This window comes from Limnohabitans sp. (assembly GCF_017848645.1).
Lineage (GTDB): Bacteria > Pseudomonadota > Gammaproteobacteria > Burkholderiales > Burkholderiaceae_C > Limnohabitans_A.
Window position 1 is genome coordinate 46,395 of sequence record NZ_JAFEIF010000011.1, and the last position, 25,547, is coordinate 71,941.

Here is a 25,547-nt window from a genome sequence, read left to right on the forward strand (position 1 = left end):
GGACCATGCACATCACCCTCCTTGGTGCCGGCGCTTGGGGCACCGCCATGGCTTTGGCGGCGGCCCGGCACCCGGGTGGGCACACGGTCACCTTGCATGCCCGCGACGCCAGCCAAGCCGAGGCTTTGCGCACGCAAAGGCAAAACGCCCGCTACCTGCCGGGTGTGGCCTTGCCCGAGTCGATTGAAATTTCATCGGCCCCGTTGGCGTCTTTGCTGGCGTCTTCGCCCCACTGCGATTTGTGGGTCATTGCCACGCCCATGGCGGGTTTGCGCACCGCGCTCGCGGCCATGGCCGATGTGCGTGCGCCTGTGGCCTGGCTGTGCAAGGGCCTGGAGTCGGGCACAGGGCTGATGCCGCACGAGGTGCAGGCCCAGGTGGCGCCGCACCTGCAAGCGGGCGCTTTGAGCGGTCCCAGCTTTGCCCTGGAAGTGGCGCGTCAGCAACCCACAGCTTTGGTGGCGGCCAGTACCCACGCCAGTGTGCGCGACGCTTTGGTGCAGGCCTTTCATGGCCCGGCCTTGCGTGTTTATGCCAACCGCGACATCGTGGGGGTGGAAGTGGGAGGGGCCGTTAAGAACGTGCTGGCCATCGCCACAGGCTTGTGCGATGGGCTTGATCTGGGCCTGAATGCGCGCGCTGCCCTCATCACCCGGGGCTTGGCCGAGATGACGCGCTTGGGCTTGGCGCTGGGCGCGCACAGCGACACGTTCATGGGCTTGTCGGGTTTGGGTGACCTGGTGTTGACGGCCACGGGCGACCTGAGCCGCAACCGCAAAGTCGGCTTGCTGCTGGCCCAAGGCCAGTCGCTCGACCAGGCGGTGGCCTCGCTGGGGCATGTGGCCGAGGGGGTGTACAGCGCCCGCACGGTCCTGCAGCGTGCCCGCGACTTGGGGGTCGACATGCCAATCACCGAGGCGGTGGTCGCTTTGCTGGACGCTCGCTGCAGTGCCCGAGAGGCCGTGCAGGCCCTGATGGGGCGCGACCCCAAGGGTGAATTTGCCTGATTCAGCATGAACAAGACCGCTCGCCAAGGCCCGCTGACATCGGCCTCCGTCTTTCAAAAACCCACCACGCTGCAGCGGTTGTGGCGTTTGCTCGAGGGTTTTGACGGGCCCTTGGCTTTCGCCGTTTTTCTGTTGGCCTGCCTGGGCATGGTGATCATGTATTCCTCGGGCTATGACCACGGCACCCGTTTTGTCGACCATGGCCGCAACATGCTGATTGCAGGGGCCATCCTGTTTGTGGTGGCGCAGATCCCGCCTCCCAAACTCATGGCCTGGGCGGTTCCGGTGTACGCGGTGGGTGTGATTTTGCTGGTGGCGGTGGCCCTTTTTGGCATCACCAAAAAAGGCTCTACGCGCTGGATCAACCTGGGTGTGGTGATCCAGCCCAGCGAGATCATGAAGATTGCCTTGCCCCTGATGCTGGCCGCCTGGTTCCAAAAACGCGAGGGCCAGTTGCGGCCCTTCGACTTCGCGGTGGCCTTGTTGATTTTGGGCATCCCCGTGGGCCTGATCATGAAGCAGCCGGATTTGGGCACCTCCTTGCTCGTGCTGGCAGCGGGCTTGGCCGTGATTTTCTTTGCCGGACTCAAGTGGCGCTGGATTTTGCCGCCCGTTGGCTTGGGTTTGGTGGGCATCGTGGTGCTGGTGATCATGGAGCCCACCCTGTGCCAGCCCAATGTGGATTGGCATGTGCTGCACGAGTACCAGCGGCAAAGGGTGTGCACCTTGCTGGACCCGGGCCGAGACCCGCTGGGTAAGGGCTTTCACATCATCCAGGGCATGATCGCCATCGGCTCGGGCGGCTTTTGGGGCAAGGGGTTCATGCAAGGCACGCAAACCCACCTGGAGTTCATTCCCGAGCGCACCACCGACTTCATTTTTGCGGCCTTGGGTGAAGAGTTCGGGCTCTTGGGTGGCCTGGTTTTGCTGGCCTGCTTTTTCTTCCTGATTTACCGGGCCCTGGTCATCGCCATGCAGGCCCCCACCTTGTTCAGCCGATTGCTGGCGGGCAGCATGGCCATGATTTTTTTCACCTACGCCTTCGTGAACATGGGCATGGTCAGCGGCATCTTGCCGGTGGTGGGTGTGCCTTTGCCTTTCATCAGTTATGGCGGCACGGCCATGGTCACCCTGGGGCTGGCGCTGGGCATTCTGATGTCGATCGCCAAATCCAAGCAACTGGTGCAGACATGACCCATCTGGCGCAGGTCGCGGTGGTGGGGGCTGGCAATATGGGCGGTGGCATGCTGACCCGTTTGCGCGGTCTTGGCTGGTCTGTGGCGGTGCATGACATCGACCCGCTGGCTCAGTCCAAGGCGGTGGCTTTGGGGGCCGTTGCTTGTGGGTCCGCCATGGAGGCTGCCCGACATTTGATGCCCGACGGTGTGTTGATGGTGGTCGTGGTGGATGCCGCACAAACCGAGGCGGTGCTGTGGGGCGAGGGCGGCGCTGGCCCTGTTTTGAAGCCTGGTCAAGCGGTCATGCTGTGCCCAACCCTGGGGCCTGCCACGGTGCAAAGCCAAGCCGAGCGTTTGGCGCAGATGGGCATTGACTGCATCGATGCGCCCATGTCCGGTGGTCCCGTGCGGGCCCAAGAGGGCACGATGAGCTTGATAGTGGCCTGCTCGGATGCGGTGTGGCAGCGCAGCCAAAATCTTCTGAATGCCTTGAGCCAGCAAGTTTTTCGCGTCGGAACCCGCGCTGGAGACGGCGCGCGCACCAAGCTGGTCAACAATTTGCTGGCTGCGGTGAATCTGGCAGGCGCGGCCGAGGCCATGGCCTTGGCCGAGCGTTTGGGGCTCGATCCTGCCGCCACACTGTCGGTGATTGAAGCCTCCAGTGGTCAAAGCTGGATTGGCTCGGACAGGATGCGCCGGGGTTTGGCGGGTGATTTCGAGCCGCGTGCCCACGTCACTTTGCTGGCGAAAGACACGGGCTTGGCTGTGCAAGCAGCTGACGAAGTGGCGTTTGATCCGCCCTTAGGGCGCTTGGCAAGGGACTTGTTTGCGCAAGCCCTGGGGCATGGTTGGGCTGACTTGGACGATGCGGCCTTGCTCAAACTCATGCGCCAGCGCTGAAGCACTGCCATCAGCGCGCTTGGCGGATGGTTGGATTTGAAAACCCCCTGACCCCGGAGAACGCCCATGAACCGACCCCGAGCCCGTGAATTGGGCCTGCCTTTTGCGGGCCAGACCGGCCCCTTCAACGCCATCACCGACGTGCCCGGGGTGACGGTGGGCTTCACCACCCTGACCGACCCCTCGCGCCGCATGCGCACAGGGGTCACGGCCATCGTGCCCCGGCAGGATGCGAACAAGCCCATGCCCGTGTGGGCGGGCTTTCATGCGCTCAATGGCAATGGCGAGATGACCGGGGTTCATTGGATCAACGATGCGGGCTATTTTCTGGGGCCCGTGCTGATCACCAACACCCATGGGGTGGGGGCGTGCCATCAGGGGGCGGTGCAATGGATGCTGGGCCGTTACGCCGAGCATTTTCAGAACCACCACGCCTGGGCCATGCCTGTGGTGGCCGAAACCTACGACGGGGTGCTCAACGACATCAATGCCCTGCATGTGCAAGCGGCGCATGCCGTGGCCGCGCTCGACGCCGCCGCCAGTGGGCCGGTGGCCGAAGGCTCGGTGGGGGGCGGCAACGGCATGATCGCCTACGAATTCAAGGGTGGCACCGGCACATCTTCGCGCCAGATCCAGGTGGCAGGCCAGACCTACACCCTGGGTGCGCTGGTGCAGGCCAATTACGGCAGGCGTCACTGGCTGTCGGTGCTGGGTGTACCTGTGGGGCAAGCCATGCCGGGCGGCTTTGCCAAGAAAGAAAGTGGCTCCATCATCGTCATTTTGGCCACCGATGCGCCCCTGTCGGATGCGATCTTGCGTTCGCTGGCCAAGCGGGCAGGCCTGGGCATCGCACGCTCGGGCAGTCCGGGGGGCAATTCATCGGGCGATATTTTTCTGGCCTTTTCGGTGGCCGATCCCATGCCTCACCCCGAAAAAATGGGCGCAGTGATTCAGCGCCACAGCCTGAACTGGGAGGTGCTGGACCCGCTGTATGAAGCCGCAGTGCAGGCTGTGGACGAGGCCGTCATCAACGCTCTGGTGCAGGGCGAGGATGTGCCCACCGTCAAACCGGCCGGGCATGTGGTGCCTGCGCTGGACACGGCCAAGCTGCTGGACTTGATGCGCCAGCATGGCCGGATGTAGGCTTTCAGGGCGGCGGTTCTTTGATTTGCGAACCCGACTCGGACACGGTCGGCACAGTCCTGGCCTCTCCAGCCCCGGCAAGGGTCTTGATCCGTGCCTACAATGGCTCCCATGATTTCACGCGAACCCACCATCGAACGTCTGGCCACAGCCCGCTCCCTCTTGCTGGAGCCTTTTGGTCTGGACGAAACCCACCTCAGCCGCGCTTTGGCCGCCATCAAGGCCCATGCTGTGGACGATGCCGACCTGTACTTTCAGTACACCCGCTCCGAAGGCTGGAGCCTGGAAGAGGGCATCGTCAAGACCGGCAGCTTCAGCATCGACCAAGGTGTGGGCGTGCGGGCCGTGTCGGGCGAGAAAACCGCCTTCGCCTACTCGGACGACATCTCCGAAGCCTCTTTGATGGATGCGGCCATGACGGTGCGCACCATCGCGCAGGCCACGCAAAACAAACGCATCAAGGTGCCGGCCCGCAAGGTCTCGGCCAGCCGCTCGCTTTACCCGTCGCTCGACCCGATGTCCACGCTGGACAGCACAGCCAAGGTGAATTTGCTCGGCCGTGTCGAAAAAATCGCCCGTGCCAAGGACCCCCGCGTGGTGCAGGTCATGGCCGGTCTGGCCACCGAATACGACGTGGTCATGGTGGCCCGCGCCGACGGCACCCTGGCCGCCGATGTGCGCCCCTTGATTCGCCTGTCGGTCACGGTGATTGCCGAGCAAAACGGCCGCCGCGAAGTGGGCAGCAGCGGCGGCGGTGGCCGCTTTGGCCTGGCTTATTTTGACGATGGCATGGTCGAGACCTATGTGCAAGAAGCCGTCTCGGCCGCGCTGATCAACCTCGAAGCCCGACCCGCGCCTGCGGGCGAGATGACGGTGGTGCTGGGCAATGGTTGGCCCGGCGTGCTGCTGCACGAAGCCGTGGGCCACGGTCTGGAGGGTGACTTCAACCGCAAGGGATCGAGCGCCTTCAGCGGCCGCATCGGCCAGCGCGTGGCGGCCAAAGGCGTCACCGTGCTCGACGACGGCACCATCGCTGACCGCCGGGGCTCGCTGAACGTGGACGACGAAGGCCACGCCAGCCAAAAGAACGTGCTGATCGAAGACGGCATCTTGCGCGGCTACATCCAGGATTCGATGAACGCCCGCCTCATGGGCGTCAAACCCACAGGCAACGGCCGCCGCGAAAGCTACGCCCATGTGCCCATGCCGCGCATGACCAACACCTACATGCTGGGCGGCGACAAGAGCGCCGAAGAAATTGTGGCCAGCATCAAAAAGGGTCTGTACGCCACCAACTTCGCGGGCGGCCAGGTGGACATCACCAGTGGCAAGTTCGTGTTTTCGGCCAGCCAGGCCTACTGGGTGGAAAACGGCAAGATCCAGTATCCCGTCAAGGGTGCCACCCTGATCGGCAGCGGCCCCGAATCGCTCAAGAAGATCAGCATGATCGGCAACGACATGAAGCTCGACTCGGGTGTGGGCACCTGCGGCAAGGAAGGCCAGAGTGTGCCCGTGGGTGTGGGTCAGCCTACGCTGCGCATCGATGGCCTCACCGTGGGCGGCACGGCCTGAGGCGCCTGTTCGGGTTTGCCCTTGGGCGGTCCCGTCAGGAAGCGTCATCAACCTGTGATACATTGAATACATGTCTTCGCGCATCGCTTTTTACTTTTTTTATTTTTGGTTCTCAGTCCCCGGCGGACGAGAGGCGAGCGCATAAGCACCCGAACATCTCGACACACACCGCCGGAGCCCCAAAGCCCGGCGGTTTTTTTTCACCTGTTTTTAAATCTGAGGAGTCCACGATGAACGCCAAAACCGCAGCCCCCGAGAGCTGGTATCCGAATGCCGCCGACCGCAAAGGCCAGACCGACGACGAACGCATCAAGGACATCACCGTGCTCCCACCGCCAGAACATTTGATCCGCTTTTTCCCGATTGCCGGCACGGCCACGGAAACCCTGATCACCCAAACCCGCAAAGCCATTCAGAAGATCGTGCACGGCCAAGACGACCGCTTGCTGGTCATCATCGGCCCTTGCTCGATCCACGATCCGGCTGCAGCCCTCGACTACGCCCGCCGCCTCAAGCCCCTGCGTGAAAAATACGCCGACACGCTGGAGATCGTGATGCGCGTGTACTTCGAAAAGCCCCGCACCACCGTGGGCTGGAAAGGCCTGATCAACGACCCCTACCTGGACGAGAGCTACCGCATCGATGAAGGCCTGCGCATCGCACGCCAGCTGCTGATCGAGATCAACCGCCAGGGCCTGCCCGCAGGCAGCGAGTTCTTGGACGTGATCTCACCCCAGTACATTGGCGACCTGATCAGCTGGGGTGCCATCGGCGCTCGCACCACCGAAAGCCAGGTGCACCGCGAGTTGGCTTCGGGCCTGTCGGCCCCCATCGGCTTCAAGAACGGCACCGATGGCAACATCAAGATCGCGACCGACGCCATCCAGGCCGCAGCCCGTGGCCACCACTTTTTGTCGGTGCACAAGAATGGTCAGGTTGCCATCGTGCAGACCCAAGGCAATCAGGATTGCCATGTGATTTTGCGCGGCGGCAAAGCCCCCAATTACGACGCTGAAAGCGTGGCCGCCGCTTGCAAGGAACTCGAAGCCGCCAAGCTGCCTGCTACTTTGATGGTGGACTGCAGCCACGCCAACAGCAGCAAAAAGCACGAGCGCCAGATCGACGTGGCCAAGGACATCGCCGCGCAGATCAGCGGCGGCTCGCGCCAGGTGTTTGGTGTCATGGTCGAAAGCCACCTCAAAGACGGTGCCCAGAAGTTCACGCCCGGTCAGCACGATGTGACCCAGCTGACCTACGGCCAGAGCATCACCGACGCTTGCATCGGCTGGGACGACAGCGAAGGCGTGTTGCAGGTGCTGTCGGATGCGGTCAAGGCTCGCCGCGCAGGCTGATGGAAGGCGCGGCCTTTGACCCTTCATGGGAGGCCGCACCTGCAGTCGAATGATGGCATGGGCTGTAGCCCACATTGGCGAGCAGGCGCTCGCTCCCCCTCAGGGCAGGACCTCAGCGGGTCGCCAAGGCGGCGAGCAGCTTGGCGTGAATCCCGCCAAAGCCGCCGTTGCTCATGCACAGCAGGTGGTCTCTGGGCTGCACTTGCGCCAGCACTTGGGTGATGACTTCGTCTATGTTGGTGCCCACTTGCGCTTTGGCCCCCATGGGCAGTAGCGCCGCAGTGGCATCCCAGCCCAGTCCGCCCGAATGGCAAAACGCCAGATCGGCTTCTTCCAAACTCCAGGGCAGCTGGGCTTTCATGGTGCCGAGCTTCATGGTGTTGCTGCGTGGCTCGAAGATGGCGAGGATGCGTGCCTTGTCCACTTGGCGGCGCAGGCCGTTGACGGTGGTTCGGATCGCGGTGGGGTGGTGGGCGAAGTCGTCGTAAACGGTGATGCCGTTCACTGTGCCGCGCACCTCCATGCGGCGTTTGACGTTTTCAAAAGTGGCCAGTGCTTGGGCCGCCACCGCTGGGTTCACGCCCACATGCTCGGCAGCCGCGATGGCAGCCAGCGCGTTGAGTTGGTTGTGCACGCCGCCAATCGCCCATTGCACCTTGGCCACCGGTTGACCAGTCTGCAACACCTTGAAACTGGAGGGTTCGCCTTCGGCCACAAAGTCGCTCACCGCTGCACCAAAGGTTCGAACTTCGCTCCAGCAGCCTTGTGCCAGCACGCGAGTCAGGCTTTCCTCCAGGCCATTGACCACCACCCGGCCCGAGCCGGGTACGGTGCGCACCAGGTGGTGAAACTGGCGCTCGATGGCGGCCAGGTCGTCAAAAATGTCGGCGTGGTCGAACTCGAGGTTGTTCAGGATGGCGGTGCGCGGGCGGTAGTGCACAAATTTGCTGCGCTTGTCGAAGAAGGCGGTGTCGTATTCGTCGGCTTCGATGACGAAGTACTTTCCGCCGCCCAAGCGTGCCGATACGCCGAAGTTGAGCGGCACGCCACCCACGAGAAAGCCGGGTTCCAGCCCCGCCTGCTCCAGCACCCAGGCCAGCATCGAGGTGGTGGTGGTTTTGCCGTGCGTGCCCGCCACCGCCAGCACATGGCGGCCTTGCAGCACATGCTCGGACAGCCACTGGGGGCCGCTGGTGTAGGGTGCGCCGGCTTCCAAAATCGCTTCCATCAGCGGGAATTTGGGGCTGCCGTCGGCCAGTCGGGCGCGGCTGACCACGTTGCCCACCACGTACATGTCGGGTTGGACGGCCATCTGGTCGGCGTCAAAACCCTCGATCAACTCGATGCCCAAAGCCCGCAGTTGATCGCTCATGGGCGGGTAAACGCCCGCGTCACACCCCGTCACCCGATGCCCTGCCTCGCGGGCCAGCGCGGCCAGGCCCCCCATGAAGGTGCCACAAATGCCCAAGATATGTATATGCATGCCCGGATTTTAGGGGGCCATCGGGCGCAGCCCGGACGGTGACCCCTTGGGGCCGGTCACAATCGGTGCCCATGAACGACCTTGCCCTTGAAATTGCCGCCACCGCTGCCCGTTTGGTGGTGGAAGAAGGCTTGGCCTTTGGCCCGGCCAAGCACCGCGCCCTCAAAGAGCTGGGCCTGCCCACGCGCACCGCTTTGCCCAACAACGATGTGGTCGAGGCCGAGGTGCGCGACTACATCGCCTTGTTTTGTGCCGACACGCAGCCGGGCGAATTGCTGGCCTTGCGCGAATTGGCAAGGGTCTGGATGCAGCGCCTGGCCGAATTTCGCCCGCACCTGGGCGGTGCGGTCTGGCAAGGCTGGGCCACGCGCTTGTGTGATGTGGATCTGGCCTTGTTTTGTGACGACCCGAAATCGGCCGAAATCGCCCTGATCAACCAGAACCAGCGATACGAGACGCAAACCGTGCGCGGCCTGCACGGCGATGATGTGGAGGTGCTGAGCCTGCACAGTTTTTGTGAGGCCTTGAACGAAGATGTGGGCGTGCACCTGCGCATTTACGACCTGGACGATTTGCGCGGGGCTTTGCTGCCCGATGCGCAAGGCCGTTCGCCGCGGGGGGATTTGGCTGCTTTGGAGCGCCTGCTGGCGTCATGAAAGACAATTCGAACATGAATCAACCCCACGCCAATGCCTCCAGACGCCACTTGATTTGGGGGGCCGGTGCGGCCGCTGCAGTCGCCGGGGTCGGCATGGCCTTGTGGCGGTTTGAGCCTCGGGACGTGGCGCAGGCCGAAAGGCACCCGTTTTGGGGTCAGCAGTACGAGACGCCTTCGGGCCAAGCCTTGGCCATGGCTGCTTTTAAGGGCAAACCCCTGCTGCTGAACTTTTGGGCCACCTGGTGCCCGCCCTGCATCGAAGAATTACCGATGATTGACGCCTTCTGGCGTGAAAATACAGCCAACGGCCATCAAGTGGTGGCTTTGGCCATAGATCAGCCCAGCGCTGTGCGCAAATTCCTGAGCCGTCAAGCACTGGGTTTTTCCGTGGGATTGGCCGGTCTGGAAGGCACCCAATTGGCCAAATCCTTGGGCAATGCCGCCGGTGGCTTGCCATTCACTGTATTTTTCAAAGCAGATGGCAGCATTTGGCGACAAAAGATGGGGCAACTCACGGCCGATGATTTGGCTCAATGGCGCAGCGCCACCCTTTGAGGCGGTACAGACCGAACGCGCAGGTGCCACAGCCGTATGAAACCGCTGACAGGCCTCAATACACCGCGGCTGTTCGGTCAAGAAAAGGCAAATTCAAGGGATTTGACTGGAATTTGGTGTAAATTCGCTCCATTACATGTGCTCAAGCAATGGAGGATCTATGGATTTGCGCAAACTTAAAACACTGATTGACTTGGTGTCCGACTCGAACGTGTCGGAGCTGGAAATCACCGAAGCCGAAGGCAAGGTCCGCATTGTCAAGAGCATGGGTGTGGCCCAACCGGTGGTGATGCAGCAAGCCGCTCCTGTGGCCGCCGCGCCTGTCGTGGCCGCCCCGGCCGTGGCTGCCGTCGAGGCCGCACCTGTGGTGGCTGCAGCGCCCGCTGGCCACGCTGTGAAGTCGCCCATGGTGGGCACTTTCTACCGCTCCTCCAGCCCCGGCTCGGCACCATTCATCCAGATCGGCTCGGTGGTCAAAGAGGGCGACACCCTGTGCATCATCGAAGCCATGAAGATCCTCAACGAGATCGAATCCGACAAGTCCGGCACCGTCACGCAGATTCTGTGTGAAAACGGACAGGCCGTGGAATACGGTCAGCCTCTTTTCATCGTCGAATAAACCCACGGGGATTTCATGTTCAAGAAAATCCTGGTCGCCAACCGAGGCGAAATCGCCTTGCGCATCCAGCGCGCTTGTCGCGAGCTGGGCGTCAAGGCGGTGATGGTCTATTCCGAAGCCGACAAAGAAGCCAAATACGTCAAGCTGGCCGAAGAAGCCGTCTGCATTGGTCCGGCGGCATCCCCGCTGAGCTACCTCAACATGCCCGCCATCATTTCGGCTGCCGAAGTGACGGATGCCGAGGCGATTCACCCCGGTTACGGCTTTTTGAGCGAGAACGCCGACTTTGCCGAACGGGTCGAGAAAAGCGGTTTCCAGTTCATTGGCCCCACGCCCGAGTCGATCCGCATCATGGGCGACAAGGTGTCGGCCAAGCAAGCCATGATCCGCGCGGGCGTGCCCTGTGTGCCTGGCTCCGAAGGCGAATTGCCCGATGACCCGGTGCAAATCCGCCGCATTGCCAAAGCCGTGGGTTACCCGGTCATCATCAAGGCCGCTGGCGGCGGTGGTGGTCGCGGCATGCGCGTAGTGCACACCGAGGCGGCACTCGTCAACGCTGTGCAAATGACCAAGGCCGAAGCCGGTGCGGCGTTTGGCAATCCGGCGGTCTACATGGAAAAGTTCCTTCAGAACCCGCGCCATGTGGAAATTCAGATCATGGCCGACAAGCACCGCAACGCCGTGTATTTGGGCGAGCGCGACTGCTCCATGCAGCGGCGTCACCAAAAGGTGATCGAAGAGGCGCCGGCACCGGGCATTCCCCGCAAGCTGATCGACAAAATCGGCGAGCGCTGTGTGGCCGCCTGCAAGAAGATCAATTACCGCGGGGCGGGCACCTTCGAGTTCTTGTATGAAAACGGCGAGTTCTATTTCATCGAGATGAACACCCGTGTGCAGGTCGAGCACCCGGTGACCGAGTGGGTCACCGGCGTGGACATCGTCAAGACGCAGATCATGGTCGCTGCCGGTGAGAAACTGCCGTTCACCCAAAAGCAGATCCAGATCCGGGGACACGCCATCGAGTGCCGCATCAACGCGGAAGACCCCTTCAAGTTCACGCCATCGCCGGGTCGTGTCACGTCGTGGCACATGCCTGGCGGCCCTGGCGTTAGGGTCGACTCGCACGTTTACAACAACTACTTTGTGCCACCGAACTACGACTCGATGATCGGCAAGCTGATCGTTCATGGCGACACCCGCGAGCAGGCTTTGGCTCGCATGCAAACAGCTTTGAATGAAACTGTGATCGAAGGCATCAGCACCAACGTGCCCTTGCACCGCGAGTTGATGGTCGACGCCAAGTTCATGCAAGGCGGCACCAACATCCATTATTTGGAACACTGGCTGAGCCAGCACAAGCGCTGAACTTTATGTATGAACTGAGCCTGCTGTGCCCCGAAGACCGGGTGGACGTGCTGAGCGATGCGCTCGATGCCCTGGACGCCTTGAGCGTGTCGGTGGAAGACGCGGATGCCCAGACGCCCGCCGAACAAGCCCTGTTTGGCGAACCCGGCATGCCGCCACCCAAAGACGGCTGGCAGCGTTCGCGCATGGTGGCCTTGTTTGCCCAGGAAGCGGCGGCCAAGGAGGCGGCCGTTTTGTTGGGTGCGCAAGACTTTTTTGAGGACTGCCAGTTGCTCGGCATCCAGACCGTGGAAGACCAGGACTGGGTGCGCTTGACCCAGTCGCAGTTTGCGCCGGTCGAGGTGACGCCTGATTTCTGGATCGTGCCCACTTGGCACGAGCCGCCCGAACAAGCCCGCCAGATCATCCGACTCGACCCAGGTCTGGCTTTTGGCACCGGCACCCACCCCACCACCCGCATGTGTTTGCGCTGGATTGCCCAGCACGACCTGCAGGGCCAGCGCGTGCTCGACTACGGTTGCGGCTCGGGCATTTTGGCCATTGGCGCCGCCAAATACGGTGCCACCGACATCGACGCGGTGGACATCGACGAAGCGGCGGTGACTTCAACCGAGTTGAATGCACTGGCCAACGGTGTTCGGCTGCAGGCCGGTTTGCCCGACAAAGCGCAAGGCCAGTACCAGACCGTGTTGGCCAATATTCTGGCCACGCCATTGAAAGTGCTGGCTCCCCTGTTGTGTTCTTATGTGGCCCCCGGTGGGCACTTGGTACTGGCCGGTATCCTGGAGCGCCAGGCTGAGGAGCTTCAAGCCGCGTACGCGCCTTGGGTGACTCTTGTGGTGGCCGATGCCCAGGAAGGCTGGATCTTGATGACCGCCAAGTTGTCGGCTCAGCCCGCTTGATGCGGGTCAGGGCGTGCTCCGATCGGCGCAGACCGCCTGAGTCTGCTTAAGCCTGTCTACAATCTGGCCATGAACAGGATCACCCGCTGCCCCTCGTGCACCACGGTTTATCAGCTGGGGGAAACCCATTTGCAGGCAGCCAAAGGCTGGTTGCGCTGTGGTGCCTGCGGCCATGTTTTTGACAGCACGGGCTTGGTGTTGCGCTGGACGCCAGCGCCTGATGCCTCAGCTGTTTCGTCTGCAGCTCCAGCGTCCGCTGCGCATGAAGATGGGTCATTGAGCGCTGCGCAAGCGCATCCTGGGCCCGACTTGGTGGCCGATCCGGCAGACCGCATTGCAATCGACGGTTTTTTAAAAAAGGAAGACCACAGCGCTCCATTTCAGGCTCGGCCAGCGCAATCCGAGCTGGCCGCGTTTGAACAGGCTTTGTCCAGTTTCAAGCCTGAACCTTTGACTTTTGAGCCCTTGGCTCAGCCAGAGAAGGCGGCTGCTGCAGTGCCCTCTCGGTCATGGCTTGTGCCTTACGCGGTGCTGAGCTTGGCCTTGTTGCTGCTGCTGCAGTTGGCCTATGTGCAAAGAGATGCTCTGGTGGCCTCATGGCCTGCCAGTGAATCCGTGTTGCGCCATGTGTGCCAGTCCTTTGGTTGCCAAATCAATCCGCTGCGCGATGTCGAGGGCGTGGTCATCGACAGCTCCAGCTTGGTGCAACGCAGCGACGACCATGTGCTGACTTGGTCCGTGCGCAACACCACGCGCCGCGTTCTGGGTACGACGGCCTTGGAGCTGAGCTTGATGGACCCCCAAGGCAAATTGGTGCTGCGCACCGTGGTCTTGCCTGCGCAGACGGGGGCGCCGCCAACCCTGTCCCCTGACCAGTCCTGGTCGGGCAGCTTGAAGGTTCTGGTCTCGCCCGAGCTGGTCTTCAGCGATTACCGCTTGCTCAGTTTCTACCCTTGATCCTGGCCGGTTAGCCAGCCCTCTTGCACGTAAAAAAGCCCGGCACTGTTGCCAGTGACGGGCTTGGTGGCTAGCGCCTGAACTGTGAATCAGGGCTTGGCGGCCGAAGGAAACGGCCACGCAGCTTGAGGATTCAGAGTCGTTTGTGCAGCCGGGGCAGCGGGTGCTTTGGATGCCTTCTTTGCTGCTGGTTTTTTGGCCGCTTTTTTCACAACCGCTTTTTTGGCCGCTGGTTTTTTGGCTGCAGTTTTCTTGACTGCGGCTTTTTTGGCCGGTGCTGCTTTTTTGGCGGGAGCGGCTTTTTTCGCTACGGCTTTTTTGGCCGGTGCTGCCTTTTTCGCTGCTGGCTTTTTGGCTGCGGCTACTTTCTTGGCGGGAGCGGCTTTTTTGGCCGGTGCTGCTTTTTTGGCGGCTGGCTTTTTGGCTGCGACTGCTTTTTTGGCAGGAGCGGCTTTCTTAGCGGGAGCTGCTTTTTTGGCGGCGGGTTTCTTGGCTGCGGCTACTTTTTTAGCTGGAGCCGCTTTCTTGGCCGGTGCGGCCTTTTTCGCTGGAGCAGCTTTTGTTGCTGCTGCTTTTTTTGCAGTTGCCATGATTTTCTCCTTGATCAAGTTGAGAACTCAACGGAAAGGGAACGCTTGGTGCTTGTTGGATTGCACAAAGCGATCCATGACATTGGGGAAGTCCCCAGTGCCATGAACGCGGAAAAGCCACACCGCCCAAAGTCCAAAGACTTTGTCGCGTGTGGCTGGAAGAGGGGGGACATGGAAGGGTGGATCAGAAGATCAGTCCCAGGACAAGGCCCCGCCGGTTTGGTATTCGATGACCCGGGTTTCAAAGAAGTTGCGTTCTTTTTTCAGGTCGATCATCTCGCTCATCCAGGGGAAGGGGTTCTCTTCGTTGGGGAAGAGGGCCTCCAGACCGATCTGGGTGGCGCGGCGGTTGGCGATGTAGCGCAAATAGCCTTTGAACATGGAAGCGTTCATGCCCAACACGCCACGGGGCATGGTGTCTTCTGCGTACTGGTATTCCAACTCAACCGCTTTGAGGAACAGGTCCTTGATTTCGGCTTTGAATTCGTTGGTCCACAGCTGTGGGTTCTCGAACTTGACGGTGTTGATCAGGTCAATGCCGAAGTTGCAATGCATCGACTCGTCGCGCAGGATGTACTGGTATTGCTCGGCAGCACCGGTCATCTTGTTTTGACGACCCAAGGCCAGAATCTGGGTAAAGCCCACGTAGAAAAATAGGCCTTCCATCAAGCAGGCGAACACGATCAGCGACTTGAGCAAGGTCTGGTCGGCTTCAAGGGTGCCGGTCTTGAAGTGAGGGTCCATGATCACGTTGATGAACGGGATCAGGAATTCGTCCTTGTCACGGATCGATTTGACTTCGTTGTAAGCGTTGAAAATTTCGCTCTCGTCCAGACCCAATGACTCCACGATGTACTGGTAGGCGTGGGTGTGAATGGCTTCTTCAAATGCTTGACGCAACAGGAACTGGCGGCACTCGGGTGCTGTGATGTGGCGGTAGGTGCCCAGCGTGATGTTGTTGGCGGCCAGTGAATCGGCTGTCACGAAGAAGCCGAGGTTGCGCTTGACGATACGGCGCTCATCTTCGGTCAGACCGTTGGGGTCCTTCCACAAGGCGATGTCGCGGTTCATGTTCACTTCCTGCGGCATCCAGTGGTTGGCGCAGGTGGCCAGGTATTTTTCCCAAGCCCATTTGTATTTGAAAGGCACCAGCTGGTTGACGTCGGTTTGGCCGTTGATGATGCGCTTGTCGGCGGCATTCATGCGGCGTGGTGCCGCAGGCGCAGCTGCGGCAGCCGACGGCGCAGCGCTGGCAGCAGCGCTGTCTGCACCAGTGAAGGAGGGCATTGCAGGTTGCAACGCGGGTTTGACTTGATCGTCCCAGGACAGCATAAAAAATTCCAGTTCTCAAATTATGAAAGCATGACCAAAAATTGCAAAGCCGTTCGTCCATTTAGGACGCAGGCTGCGCATGAAGTGTTGTGCCATTGCATCGAACAGCGCACGTATATGCGCTGCGCGGTGCAAGGACCCTCACTGGCAAGCTTCGCAACCTGGATCGTCGATGGCGCAGAACTTGATATCGGTGGCAGGCGTTGCAGCCATTTGCGCTTGCGCGGCAGCGGCGGCGGCCTCGATGGCGCTCATGCCACTACCGGGTGCACCCGATGCGGACACCGCGTTGTGTGAGCCGGAACTCACGGTGGATTTTTCAACTTGCGTGGCGCTCGAGGTGCGCAGGTAGTAGGTGGTTTTCAAGCCGCGCAACCAAGCGAGCTTGTAAGTGTCGTCGAGTTTCTTGCCCGATGCACCAGCCATGTAAATGTTCAGCGATTGCGCCTGGTCAATCCACTTTTGGCGACGCGCTGCGGCCTCAACCAACCAGGTGGTTTCAACTTCAAACGCGGTGGCGTACAAGGCCTTGATGTCTTGGGGCACGCGGTCGATGGGGCGCAGCGAGCCGTCAAAGTGTTTCAGGTCCATGACCATCACGTCGTCCCACAAACCCAGACGCTTCAAGTCCCGCACCAGGTAGCTGTTGATGACGGTGAACTCGCCAGACAGGTTGGACTTGACCGACAGGTTGCCAAAGCAAGGCTCGATCGAGGCGTCCACACCAATGATGTTGGAGATGGTGGCGGTGGGCGCAATGGCCACGCAATTGGAGTTGCGCATGCCGTCTGCCTTGATTTTCTGGCGCAGGGCGTCCCAGTCCAGCGTGGACGAACGGTCCACTTCCACATAGCCGCCGCGCTCGCGTGCCAGCAAGTCGATGGTGTCCAAAGGCAAGATGCCCTGGTCCCACAAAGAGCCCTTGTAGCTGGAGTACTGGCCGCGCTCTTTGGACAACTCGGTCGAGGCCCAGTAAGCGTAGTAGCAGATCGCTTCCATCGACTGGTCGGCAAACTCCACAGCCGCTTGCGAGGCGTAAGAGATGCGCATCTCATACAGCGAATCCTGGAAGGCCATCAGGCCCAGGCCCACAGGGCGGTGGCGGATGTTGGAGTCGCGGGCTTTTTTGACCGCGTAGTAGTTGATGTCGATCACGTTGTCCAGCATGCGCATGGCCGTGGAGATGGTCTTTTTCAGCTTGTCGTGGTCGAGGACCTTGCCGCTGGCGCTGTCCTTGAGGTGGCGTGAGAGGTTGACCGAGCCCAGGTTGCAGACGGCGGTTTCGGTGTCGCTGGTGTTGAGCGTGATTTCAGTGCACAGGTTGGACGAGTGCACCACACCTGCGTGCTGCTGGGGCGAGCGCACGTTGCAGGCGTCCTTGAAGGTGATCCAGGGGTGGCCGGTCTCGAACAGCATCGACAGCATCTTGCGCCACAGGTCGGTGGCGGGCAGTTTCTTGCTGGGCTTGATCTCGCCGCGCTCTGCTTTGGCCTCGTAGGCGGTGTAGGCTTTTTCGAAATCTGCCCCGAATTTGTCGTGCAGATCCGGGCAGTCCGACGGCGAGAACAAGGTCCAGTCGCCTTTTTCCATGACGCGGCGCATGAACAGGTCGGGGATCCAGTTGGCCGTGTTCATGTCGTGTGTGCGGCGGCGGTCGTCGCCGGTGTTCTTGCGCAGCTCCAGGAACTCTTCGATGTCCAGGTGCCAGGTTTCCAGGTAGGTGCAGACCGCGCCTTTGCGCTTGCCGCCCTGGTTGACGGCGACAGCGGTGTCGTTGACCACTTTGAGGAAAGGTACCACGCCTTGGGATTCACCGTTGGTGCCCTTGATGTGCGAGCCCATGGCGCGCACACGGGTCCAGTCGTTGCCCAGACCGCCCGCGAACTTGGACAGCAAGGCGTTTTCCTTGATGGACTCGTAAATGCCGTCCAGGTCGTCGGGCACGGTGGTCAGGTAGCAGCTCGACAGTTGGGGGCGCAAGGTGCCGCTGTTGAACAGCGTGGGGGTAGACGACATGAAGTCGAACGAAGACAGGACTTCATAGAACTCGATGGCGCGGGCTTCGCGGTCGGTCTCGTTGAGCGAGAGGCCCATGGCCACACGCATGAAGAAAGCCTGCGGCATTTCGATGCGCTGCTTGCGCACGTGCAGGAAGTAGCGGTCGTACAAGGTCTGCAGGCCCAGGTAATCGAACTGAAGGTCTCGCTCGGGCTTGAGGGCTTCAGCCAGTTTCTTCAGGTCAAACTGGGCCAACTTGGCGTCCAGCAGGTCGTTGTCGATGCCTTTTTTGATGAACTGAGGAAAGTAATTGATGTACTCATCGGCCATCTGGTCCTGTGTCACTTCTTTGCCCAGGATTTCCTTGGCAATGGTGTGCATGAGCAAGCGGGCGGTGACGTAGGTGTAGTCAGGGTCTTTTTCGATCAAGGTACGCGAAGCCAGGATGGAGGCCTTGTACACCTCTTCCATGGGCACGCCGTCGTACAGGTTGCGCATGGTCTCGGCCAGGATGGGCTCGGGGTTCACGTCTTGGCCCAAACCGGCGCAGGCGTTGACCATGAGGGACTTGAGGTAGTTCAGGTCCAGGGCCATGCGTTTGCCCTGGTCGATCACGTGCAAGGCAGGCTCTTGAGGGGCGGAGGCCACAGTTTGGGGTTGTTGGCTGCGCTCTTGGGTGCGGCGTTCGCGGTACAGCACGTAGGCGCGGGCCACTTCGTGGTTGCTGCTGCGCATCAGGCCCAATTCGACCTGGTCTTGCACGTCTTCAATGTGGAAAGTGCCGCCACCGGGGCGTGAGCGCATCAGGGCGCGCACCACGTTCTGGGTCAGTTCTTCGACCACTTCGCGCACGCTGGCAGAAGCGGCCCCTTGGGTGCCGTGCACCGCCAGGAAGGCTTTCATCATGGCCACGGCAATCTTGTTGGGCTCGAAGGGCACCACGGCGCCATTGCGGCGGATGATCTGGTAATGGTTGAGGGGGTGCACTGTGGCAGCGCCAGCCCGTTCAGCGGGCAGGCTCATCAGGCCGGAGGACGTGGGGGGGATGGTCAGGTCAGTTTGCATGGTCATCTTTGTGTTTATGGTCTGGGTTGAATCGGTCAAAAAGCCGTGAAATACGGCTCAGGCCTGTTTGTGAGAATTTGTAACGGACACTATATCTGGTGTCTGGGGTCATGACAAGCCACTACAGGTAGTGTACCGGCTCAAGATGGGCTGCGGAGCGAAAGTACAAGGCTTGGGTTTTGTGCGCGGCGTGAGAATGGGCTTTTCAGAGGCTGAAATAAGCCGCTGAAAATCAACAAGAGACGGGCTTGAGCGGTTGAAGCTCAGTTGCAATGCGACTTCCAAGGGTTTTTCAGGCTCAAACGCTCGTTTTACGGCCCTGCCAAGCGTGGGCTGCTGGATTCAGAAACTGATGAAATGTTCGGATAAATGTAAAAAAAGCTAAAAAATATTTTTTTGTGTGTCGCATCAAAAGCACAAGGGGAAACACTGATTTGGCAGTTCGACAGCTGCCTTCAGCCGCATCCAGTCAAAACCCACCCCCGGATCGTGTTTGCGGCCCGGCGCGATGTGCTCATGGCCGGCGATGTGCGCGATCGGGTAGTGCCGGTGCAAGGCCAGGCACAGTCGGCTCAGTTGCTCGTATTGGGCGTCCTCGAACACATCGCCCTCCAGGCCTTCGAGCTCGATACCGATCGAGTCGTCATTGCATTGGGGGCGTCCTCTGTACTCGGACTGCCCGGCATGCCAGGCCCGATCGTCGGCGCTGACAAACTGCCACAGGCTGCCGTCCCGCCGGATGTAGAAGTGCGAGGACACCTGCAGGCCTCGAATTTGAGAGAAATACGGATGCGCATCCCAATCCAGCTGGTTGGTGAACAGCGCTTGCACCTCCTGGCCGCCGTATTGGCCGGGCGGCAGGCTGATGGAGTGGATGACGAGCAAATCGATGCAAGCACCTGCGGGCCTGGGGCCAAAGTTGGGCGAATCCAGCCTGAGGGCGGGCGCGTACCAGCCCTGGTCCCAAAGGTGAGAGGGTTCGGCGACGTGGTCAGGCATGCTTGGGCGTGGTCGGTGGCGGTGGTCGGGCTCTGCAGGCAGGCCCGGGGTGTCACACCGGGTTGCGGTCTTGTGCGGCTGCGCGGTGTTCGGTGCTGCAGTACAGCCCCTTTTCACCCGTGACGGCTTCGTCTTGCGGCAGGTGGATGCCGCAATGCAGGCAGACCGCCATGTTGGCGGGGGTGGCCGGAGTGGCCGGGGGTTGGGCTTGGGCGGCGTCTGAGTTGACGCGGCGGCTGCGTTTGAAGACCCAGATCGCCAATACAATGACCAAGAGCCAAATCAGGTATTTCATCCCACGCGTCCAATCAAGACTTCCAGCACAAAGCGCGAACCCGCGTAAGACAGCAGCAGCAAGCCCGCGCCGATGTAGAGCACCCGCACGGCGCGGCGGCCCCGCCAGCCCCATTGGCTGCGGCCCACCAGCAAGGTGGCAAAGGTGAGCCAGGACAGGACGGCAAAGACGCGTTTGTGGTCCCATCGCCAACCGGTGTGGCTTTGGCCATACAGCGCCTCGCCAAACAGGGCACCCGCCACCAAAGTGGCTGTCAGCAGGGCAAAGCCGGCCGCTACAAAGCGAAAGGTCAGTCGCTCCAGTGTCAACAGCGGCAGGCCGCTGGAGCCTTCGTGGGCCTGGCGGATGTCATGCTCCGTGCGGGTCATCATCCAGGCGTGCACCACGGCGGCTGCAAACATGCCATAGGCCGATAAACCCAGCGCAAAGTGCAGGGGCAGCCAGGCCGAAGCCTGGGTGGTGATCAAGGTGCCCGGAAACACCCAGGCCAGCACCACGGTGAGGGCGCCTAAGCTGCCCACGGCCCAGCGGGCCTTGAGTTTGGGGAAAAACTGGGTCTCAATCATGTAGGCCGTGACCACCAGCCAGGCGGTGACCGACAGCGCCGGGGCAAAGCCAAAACGCACCGGCCCCATCAACAGCACCAGCAAACTGATGGCGTGCAAGGCCCAAGCCAGCCAAAGCAGGCGGCGCGCGTGCACATCGCTCAGGCGGCGGGGCACCAAAGCGGGCAAGGCATAGATCAGGGCTGCCAATGCCGAGAAGGGCAGCGTCCACAAAGGCGCACTCGCTAAAATCATGAGTCCGAGTTTAGCCTTTCAGGCGCTGCCGCTGGGGCTTCGCCAACACGCTTGACCGGTTTTTTCTGGATTCCCCCATGGCCTCCGCCCTGACCGACAAACTCTCACGCCTCGTTAAGACACTCAGCGGACAGGCCCGCATCACCGAATCGAATGTGGCCGACATGCTGCGCGAGGTGCGCATGGCCTTGCTCGAAGCCGATGTGGCCTTGCCGGTGGTGCGCGATTTCATCGCCCGCGTGAAGGAAAAAGCCCTGGGCCAAGAGGTCATGGGCTCACTCAAGCCTGGCCAGGCCTTGGTGGGTGTGGTCAACCGCGAATTGGCCGCCACCATGGGCGAGGGCGTGTCCGACATCAACCTGGCTGCCCAGCCACCCGCCGTGATCCTGATGGCCGGTCTGCAAGGGGCTGGTAAAACCACCACCACCGCCAAGCTGGCCAAGCACCTGATTGAAAAGCGCAAAAAGAAAGTGCTCACGGTCTCGGGCGACGTGTACCGCCCTGCGGCGATTGAACAGCTCAAGACCGTCACCGCGCAAGCTGGTGCCGAATGGTTCCCCAGCTCGCCTGACCAAAAACCGATCGACATTGCACGCGCCGCCATCGATTACGCCCGCAAGCACTTTTTTGATGTGCTGCTGGTCGACACGGCCGGTCGCTTGGCGATTGACGAAGCTTTGATGGCCGAAATCAAGGCGCTGCATGCTGAACTCAAGCCTGTTGAAACCCTGTTCGTGGTGGACGCCATGCAGGGTCAGGACGCGGCCAACACCGCCCGTGCCTTCAGTGATGCCTTGCCGCTCACCGGCATTGTGCTCACCAAATTGGATGGCGATTCACGTGGCGGTGCGGCCCTGTCGGTGCGCCAGATCACGGGCGTGCCCATCAAGTTTGCGGGTACGAGTGAAAAAATTGACGGCCTGGAAGTGTTCGACGCCGAGCGCCACGCAGGCCGGGTGCTGGGCATGGGCGACATCGTGGCCCTGGTCGAGCAGGTCACGGCCGGTGTGGACATGGAGGCCGCGCAAAAACTGGCGTCCAAGGTCAAGAGTGGCGGCAGTTTTGACTTGAACGACTTTCTGGCACAGATCCAGCAGATGAAGCAAATGGGCGGTTTGTCGAGCCTGATGGACAAGCTGCCCAGCCAGCTGACGGCCAAAGCCGGATCGATGGACATGGACAAGGTCGAAAAAGACATTGGCCGCAAGCAAGGCATCATCCACAGCATGACGCCCCAAGAGCGCAAAAAACCTGAGCTGATCAAAGCCACCCGCAAGCGCCGCATTGCTGCTGGCGCGGGCGTTCAGGTGCAAGACGTGAACCGCATGCTCAAGGAGTTTGAGCAGATGCAGGACATGATGAAAAAAATGTCCGGCGGCGGCATGATGAAGATGATGAAACGCATGGGCGCCATGAAAGGCATGATGGGCGGCGGCGGGGGCTTCCCCGGCATGCCGCGCTGATTCAGTACTGGCTTGCGGGCAGCGTGACCTGCAGGCCGTCCAGCTCTGGGGTGAGCATGATCTGGCACGACAGGCGACTGCCCGGCTCGCGCGTTTGGGCGGTGAAGGCCAGCATGCCGTCTTCGTCGCCGGTCATGGCTGGCAACTTCGCCAGCCAGTCCCCTGGCACCACCACATGACAAGTCGCGCAGGTGAGCAGCCCGCCGCAGTCGGCCTGGATGCCGGGCAAATTGGCATCGACTGCGGCCTGCATCAGGCTTTGGCCAGGCGCGGCTTGCAAGGTGTGGGCGGCTTGTGCCGGGTTGTGAGGGTGCAGGTGGATGGTGATCATGTTCAAAAGGTTTTTCAAATGCGCCCGAAATACTCGCGGCGGTGGAATTCCTGGGCGTCATCGGCCTGCGCCAAGCGCTGGTGTTCGGCTTGTTTGATGGTGCTGTAGTAATCGACAAAAGGCTGGCCCAGCGCCTGGCACAAGACCGCATCTTTTTGCAAGGCGCGCACCGCATCGGCCAGGCTGGTCGGGATGGTGTGGGCACCTGCCGAGTAAGGTGTTTCGGTGGCTGGCGGCGCTTGCAGCTGTGTGTCCACACCATCCAGGCCCGCATGGATTTGCGAGGCCATGTACAGGTAGGGGTTGGCAGCGGGCTCGCCCAGGCGGTTTTCTATGCGGGTGGCCTTGTCGCCCGCGTTGCCGATCACGCGCAGCATCGCACCCCGGTTGTCGCGGCCCCACAAGATCGACTGCGGCGCCATCGCGTTGGGTCTGAAGCGCCCATAACCATTGCTGGTGGCTGTGCACAAGGCGGTGAGCGCCGGGGCATGGGTCAGCAGCCCTGCCAGCCAGGACGCGCCCGCATCGCTCAACACCTGCCGCACATCGCGTGAGGTGCTGCCGGGCTCGGGCACATCGCGCATGAAGACAGGGCGGCCCGTGGTGTCGACCAGGGATTGGTGCAAGTGCCAGCCGCTGGACATGATGGCGTCAAAGGGCGGGCGGCACATGAAGGTGGCGTGGTAACCCGCGCGGCGCAGGGCCTGGCGCGTGGCATTGCGAAACAGCACCATGTGGTCGGCGGCCGTCAGCGCATCGCGCACGTCAAACACCGCTTCGACCTGGCTGGGGCCCAGTTCGATTTCGAGCGAGATCAGCGGCAAGCCCAACGCTTGCGCGGTGCGCTGCACGATGCGCAGCGGCTCTTCGGCGCGGTCAAACCAGGCCTCGGTCAGCAAGTTGAAGCCCGGGTGGATCAGGCTGACCTCGGGCGCGGGGCCGGGCCAGGCGGCGCGACTCGGGTCCAGGTCGTGCCCGTGCAGCGGGTCTTTCAGGCGGTAAATGTGGAACTCAACTTCCAGCCCGCAGCGCATCTGCCAGCCGCGCTCGGCCAGGCGTTGCACGGCCTGCTGCAGCACATGGCGTGAGTCGAGCGGCACGATGCGGCCATCGGCCAGGTAGGGCTGGCACTGCAGCCAGCCGGTTTTGTCGGTCCAGGGCAGCACCTGCCAGCTGCCCGGGTCGGGCATGAGCGTGAAGTTGCTGGCCCCGGCAAAGCCGGGCAGCGTCTCTTCGATGCCCGGTTCGAACACCTTGAAGGCGGTGCGGTCCGAGCTGTCTTTGAGCAGCAAGGTGCTGACCATGCCGATGCCGTTGGCCAGCGCCTGGCGCAGCTGCGAAGCCACGAGGGTCTTGCCGCGCACCACGCCGTGCAGGTCGCACCAGCCCAAACGGATCAGCTCGATGCCCGAGGCCTCAACCTGTTGCAGCAATTGCACGCAATCCGCTTGCCGCTCCGGGCTGTTCAGGCCGCAACGTTCGGCGAAACTCATGCTGCGCTCGTGTCGGCTGGGCTTGGCACATCAGCTGTCAAGGTGGCGTCCCAAGGCGCGCCGCTGCGTTTGGCCGCGCAGGCTTCGCGCCACCATTGCGGCCACTGCCCGCTGGGCGCGATGCCGTCCACCGTGTCGGGCCCCACGCGCTGGCGGGCCACAGCGGCTTGTGCAAAGCCGGGCGGCAAGCCCCCGGCCTGCACGGTCTCAATGGCTTTGAGCAGCATGCGCCGGTTGGCCATGATCACCTTGTCGCTGGTGCCCAGGTGCTCGCGGGTGCGGTCCTGGATCGCGCCCATGCTCTCGCAGGCCCACTGGTCGTGCACATTGATGTCGTCTTCGCCCATGCCCAGATAAGTGCGCGAAATTTGCTCTTCGGGGTTAAAGCCCCAGTGGTTGTGTCGGCCCGCTTTGGGGATGTAGTCGGGCAGCGTGACCGAGGGCAGGCGCTGGTTGCGCATGGCCTCTTTGTCCACCGGGCCGGCAAAGCTGGTGAACACCGAATACCAATAGGTGTGCGTGTCGTCCACCGGCACATGCATCTGCGTGATGGTCATGGTTTCGGACAGCGGAATCACAAAGGTGTGTGGGAACAGCGCATTCGTCACCCGCACATGGGTCAGCGCCTCGTTGATCGGGCGCAGGGCCGTCAGGCGCAGGCCCGCATCGGTGGGCTCAAACGAAATCTCGGGCTGGTCCAGCTCGCGCATCACCCGCGTCATGGGCCAGCGCTCGCCTTGCACATCGCCCGCACTCGCGCCGCGAAACTGGCGGCCATAACTGCCTTCAAGCGACTCGTCATTGAAGAAGCGGTGCAGGTAGGACGCATGCGCCGGGTCAATGCCCACCTCAAACGCCTGCAACCAGTTGCAGTGCCACAGGCCCTTGAAGGCAAAGGTGTGTGTGGCCGGAGCGCTGAAAGCGTCGATGCCCGGCAGTGGCGGCGGGGTCTGGCCTTCGGGCCCGAACCAGCCAAACAAAATGCCGCTGCGCTCGGTGATCGGGTAGCTGCGTTGGCGCACCCGTGTGCACAGCGTGCTGCCAGTAGGCTCGGCAGGGGTTTCAATGCACTGACCCGTCACGTCGAACTTCCAACCGTGGAAAGGGCAGCGCAGGCCATCGCCTTCGTTGCGGCCATAGGTTAGGTCAGCGCCCCGGTGCGGGCAGTCGCGGTCGAGCAAGCCGTAGTTGCCCTGCGCGTTGCGAAACAGCACCAGGTCCTGCCCCAAAATGCGCACGGCTTTGACGGCGCGAATCCCCATGCGCGGATCGAGCACGGGGTTGAACTCGTCCACCAGCGCCACGGGCTGCCAATAGTGACGCATCACTGCGCCGCAAGGCGTGCCCGGGCCGATGCGGGTGATCAATTCGTTTTGTTCAGCTTTCATGGGAGGCCTCTGGACAGTGAAGTCCGCGTCTGGATGGTGTTTGCGCCGAGTGGGCGCACGCACACCTGCGATGACTATCAGTTTAAACCGCAGCGCAGGGCC

The 25,547-nt window shown here is 61.7% G+C and carries 23 protein-coding genes; 13 read left to right on the forward strand and 10 right to left on the reverse strand.

Going from position 1 to position 25,547, the window contains the following annotated elements:
- The first annotated feature begins 5 nt into the window (after nucleotides 1-5).
- From QZ190_RS03395 to QZ190_RS03420, 6 genes are all read left to right on the forward strand, one after another.
- Nucleotides 6-1,007, forward strand: a complete 1,002-nt coding sequence (locus QZ190_RS03395) for an NAD(P)H-dependent glycerol-3-phosphate dehydrogenase (protein WP_291913504.1) — start codon at nucleotides 6-8, stop codon at nucleotides 1,005-1,007.
- A gap of 6 nt (nucleotides 1,008-1,013) precedes the next feature.
- A complete protein-coding gene (rodA, locus tag QZ190_RS03400) occupies nucleotides 1,014-2,201 on the forward strand; it encodes a rod shape-determining protein RodA (protein WP_291913506.1) in 1,188 nt (395 codons plus the stop codon).
- Nucleotides 2,198-3,085, forward strand: a complete 888-nt coding sequence (locus QZ190_RS03405) for an NAD(P)-dependent oxidoreductase (protein WP_291913508.1) — start codon at nucleotides 2,198-2,200, stop codon at nucleotides 3,083-3,085. Before rodA ends, QZ190_RS03405 begins: the two co-directional genes overlap by 4 nt.
- Nucleotides 3,086-3,151: 66 nt before the next feature.
- A complete protein-coding gene (locus QZ190_RS03410; protein ID WP_291913510.1) occupies nucleotides 3,152-4,228 on the forward strand; it encodes a P1 family peptidase in 1,077 nt (358 codons plus the stop codon).
- 111 nt (nucleotides 4,229-4,339) lie between these two features.
- Nucleotides 4,340-5,800, forward strand: a complete 1,461-nt coding sequence (gene tldD / locus QZ190_RS03415) for a metalloprotease TldD (RefSeq protein ID WP_090141441.1) — start codon at nucleotides 4,340-4,342, stop codon at nucleotides 5,798-5,800.
- Nucleotides 5,801-6,030: 230 nt separating this feature from the next.
- Nucleotides 6,031-7,152 carry a 3-deoxy-7-phosphoheptulonate synthase gene (locus QZ190_RS03420; protein WP_291913516.1) on the forward strand — a complete coding sequence of 374 codons (1,122 nt, stop codon included), beginning with the start codon at nucleotides 6,031-6,033 and terminating at the stop codon, nucleotides 7,150-7,152.
- Between the two features lie 112 nt (nucleotides 7,153-7,264).
- Here the strand turns inward: QZ190_RS03420 and mpl are convergent, their stop codons facing one another.
- Nucleotides 7,265-8,635, reverse strand: coding sequence for a UDP-N-acetylmuramate:L-alanyl-gamma-D-glutamyl-meso-diaminopimelate ligase (mpl, locus tag QZ190_RS03425; protein WP_291913518.1), 1,371 nt, complete (start codon nucleotides 8,633-8,635; stop codon nucleotides 7,265-7,267).
- A 71-nt stretch (nucleotides 8,636-8,706) separates the two neighbouring features.
- Between mpl and QZ190_RS03430 the strand changes: the two genes are divergently transcribed.
- The 6 genes from QZ190_RS03430 (at nucleotide 8,707) to QZ190_RS03455 (ending at nucleotide 13,691) form a co-directional block, all read left to right on the forward strand.
- On the forward strand, nucleotides 8,707-9,291 hold the full coding sequence (locus tag QZ190_RS03430) for a hypothetical protein (protein WP_291913520.1): 585 nt from the start codon (nucleotides 8,707-8,709) through the stop codon (nucleotides 9,289-9,291).
- Between the two features lie 14 nt (nucleotides 9,292-9,305).
- The gene (locus QZ190_RS03435; protein WP_291913522.1) at nucleotides 9,306-9,848 is read left to right on the forward strand and encodes a TlpA disulfide reductase family protein; all 543 of its coding nucleotides are present in this window, start codon (nucleotides 9,306-9,308) and stop codon (nucleotides 9,846-9,848) included.
- Between the two features lie 160 nt (nucleotides 9,849-10,008).
- Nucleotides 10,009-10,467: an acetyl-CoA carboxylase biotin carboxyl carrier protein gene (accB, locus tag QZ190_RS03440; RefSeq protein WP_291913525.1), complete on the forward strand. Its 459-nt coding sequence runs from the start codon at nucleotides 10,009-10,011 to the stop codon at nucleotides 10,465-10,467.
- Nucleotides 10,468-10,482: 15 nt separating this feature from the next.
- The gene (gene accC, locus QZ190_RS03445; RefSeq protein ID WP_291913527.1) at nucleotides 10,483-11,832 is read left to right on the forward strand and encodes an acetyl-CoA carboxylase biotin carboxylase subunit; all 1,350 of its coding nucleotides are present in this window, start codon (nucleotides 10,483-10,485) and stop codon (nucleotides 11,830-11,832) included.
- A gap of 5 nt (nucleotides 11,833-11,837) precedes the next feature.
- The gene (gene prmA / locus QZ190_RS03450; RefSeq protein ID WP_291913530.1) at nucleotides 11,838-12,734 is read left to right on the forward strand and encodes a 50S ribosomal protein L11 methyltransferase; all 897 of its coding nucleotides are present in this window, start codon (nucleotides 11,838-11,840) and stop codon (nucleotides 12,732-12,734) included.
- Between the two features lie 69 nt (nucleotides 12,735-12,803).
- Nucleotides 12,804-13,691, forward strand: coding sequence for a zinc-ribbon and DUF3426 domain-containing protein (locus QZ190_RS03455; protein WP_291913533.1), 888 nt, complete (start codon nucleotides 12,804-12,806; stop codon nucleotides 13,689-13,691).
- Between the two features lie 89 nt (nucleotides 13,692-13,780).
- On the opposite strand, the gene QZ190_RS03460 is transcribed toward QZ190_RS03455, so the two are convergent.
- The 6 genes from QZ190_RS03460 to QZ190_RS03485 all read right to left on the reverse strand — a co-directional run bounded on the left by QZ190_RS03460 (nucleotide 13,781) and on the right by QZ190_RS03485 (nucleotide 20,770).
- The gene (locus tag QZ190_RS03460) at nucleotides 13,781-14,281 is read right to left on the reverse strand and encodes a histone (RefSeq protein WP_291913629.1); all 501 of its coding nucleotides are present in this window, start codon (nucleotides 14,279-14,281) and stop codon (nucleotides 13,781-13,783) included.
- Nucleotides 14,282-14,473: 192 nt separating this feature from the next.
- Nucleotides 14,474-15,613: a ribonucleotide-diphosphate reductase subunit beta gene (locus QZ190_RS03465; RefSeq protein WP_291913535.1), complete on the reverse strand. Its 1,140-nt coding sequence runs from the start codon at nucleotides 15,611-15,613 to the stop codon at nucleotides 14,474-14,476.
- Nucleotides 15,614-15,754: 141 nt separating this feature from the next.
- Nucleotides 15,755-18,634 (reverse strand): ribonucleoside-diphosphate reductase subunit alpha, encoded by a 2,880-nt coding sequence (locus QZ190_RS03470; protein ID WP_291913631.1) that lies wholly within the window; start codon nucleotides 18,632-18,634, stop codon nucleotides 15,755-15,757.
- A gap of 450 nt (nucleotides 18,635-19,084) precedes the next feature.
- Entirely contained in the window at nucleotides 19,085-19,675 is a 591-nt protein-coding gene (ampD, locus tag QZ190_RS03475) for a 1,6-anhydro-N-acetylmuramyl-L-alanine amidase AmpD (protein ID WP_291913537.1), read from the reverse strand.
- 52 nt (nucleotides 19,676-19,727) lie between these two features.
- Nucleotides 19,728-19,970 carry a PP0621 family protein gene (locus tag QZ190_RS03480; protein ID WP_291913539.1) on the reverse strand — a complete coding sequence of 81 codons (243 nt, stop codon included), beginning with the start codon at nucleotides 19,968-19,970 and terminating at the stop codon, nucleotides 19,728-19,730.
- Nucleotides 19,967-20,770 carry an inner membrane protein YpjD gene (locus QZ190_RS03485; protein ID WP_291913541.1) on the reverse strand — a complete coding sequence of 268 codons (804 nt, stop codon included), beginning with the start codon at nucleotides 20,768-20,770 and terminating at the stop codon, nucleotides 19,967-19,969. The genes QZ190_RS03480 and QZ190_RS03485 overlap by 4 nt, the downstream gene beginning before the upstream one ends.
- Nucleotides 20,771-20,847: 77 nt before the next feature.
- Between QZ190_RS03485 and ffh the strand changes: the two genes are divergently transcribed.
- Nucleotides 20,848-22,233, forward strand: coding sequence for a signal recognition particle protein (gene ffh, locus QZ190_RS03490; RefSeq protein ID WP_291913544.1), 1,386 nt, complete (start codon nucleotides 20,848-20,850; stop codon nucleotides 22,231-22,233).
- 1 nt (nucleotide 22,234) lies between these two features.
- On the opposite strand, the gene QZ190_RS03495 is transcribed toward ffh, so the two are convergent.
- From QZ190_RS03495 to QZ190_RS03505, 3 genes are read right to left on the reverse strand one after another with little or no spacing between them, the layout of a single operon-like run.
- On the reverse strand, nucleotides 22,235-22,564 hold the full coding sequence (locus QZ190_RS03495) for a 2Fe-2S iron-sulfur cluster-binding protein (protein ID WP_291913546.1): 330 nt from the start codon (nucleotides 22,562-22,564) through the stop codon (nucleotides 22,235-22,237).
- A 14-nt stretch (nucleotides 22,565-22,578) separates the two neighbouring features.
- A complete protein-coding gene (locus QZ190_RS03500; protein WP_291913548.1) occupies nucleotides 22,579-24,057 on the reverse strand; it encodes a glutamine synthetase family protein in 1,479 nt (492 codons plus the stop codon).
- Nucleotides 24,054-25,445: an aromatic ring-hydroxylating dioxygenase subunit alpha gene (locus tag QZ190_RS03505; RefSeq protein WP_291913550.1), complete on the reverse strand. Its 1,392-nt coding sequence runs from the start codon at nucleotides 25,443-25,445 to the stop codon at nucleotides 24,054-24,056. Before QZ190_RS03505 ends, QZ190_RS03500 begins: the two co-directional genes overlap by 4 nt.
- Nucleotides 25,446-25,547 lie beyond the last annotated feature (102 nt).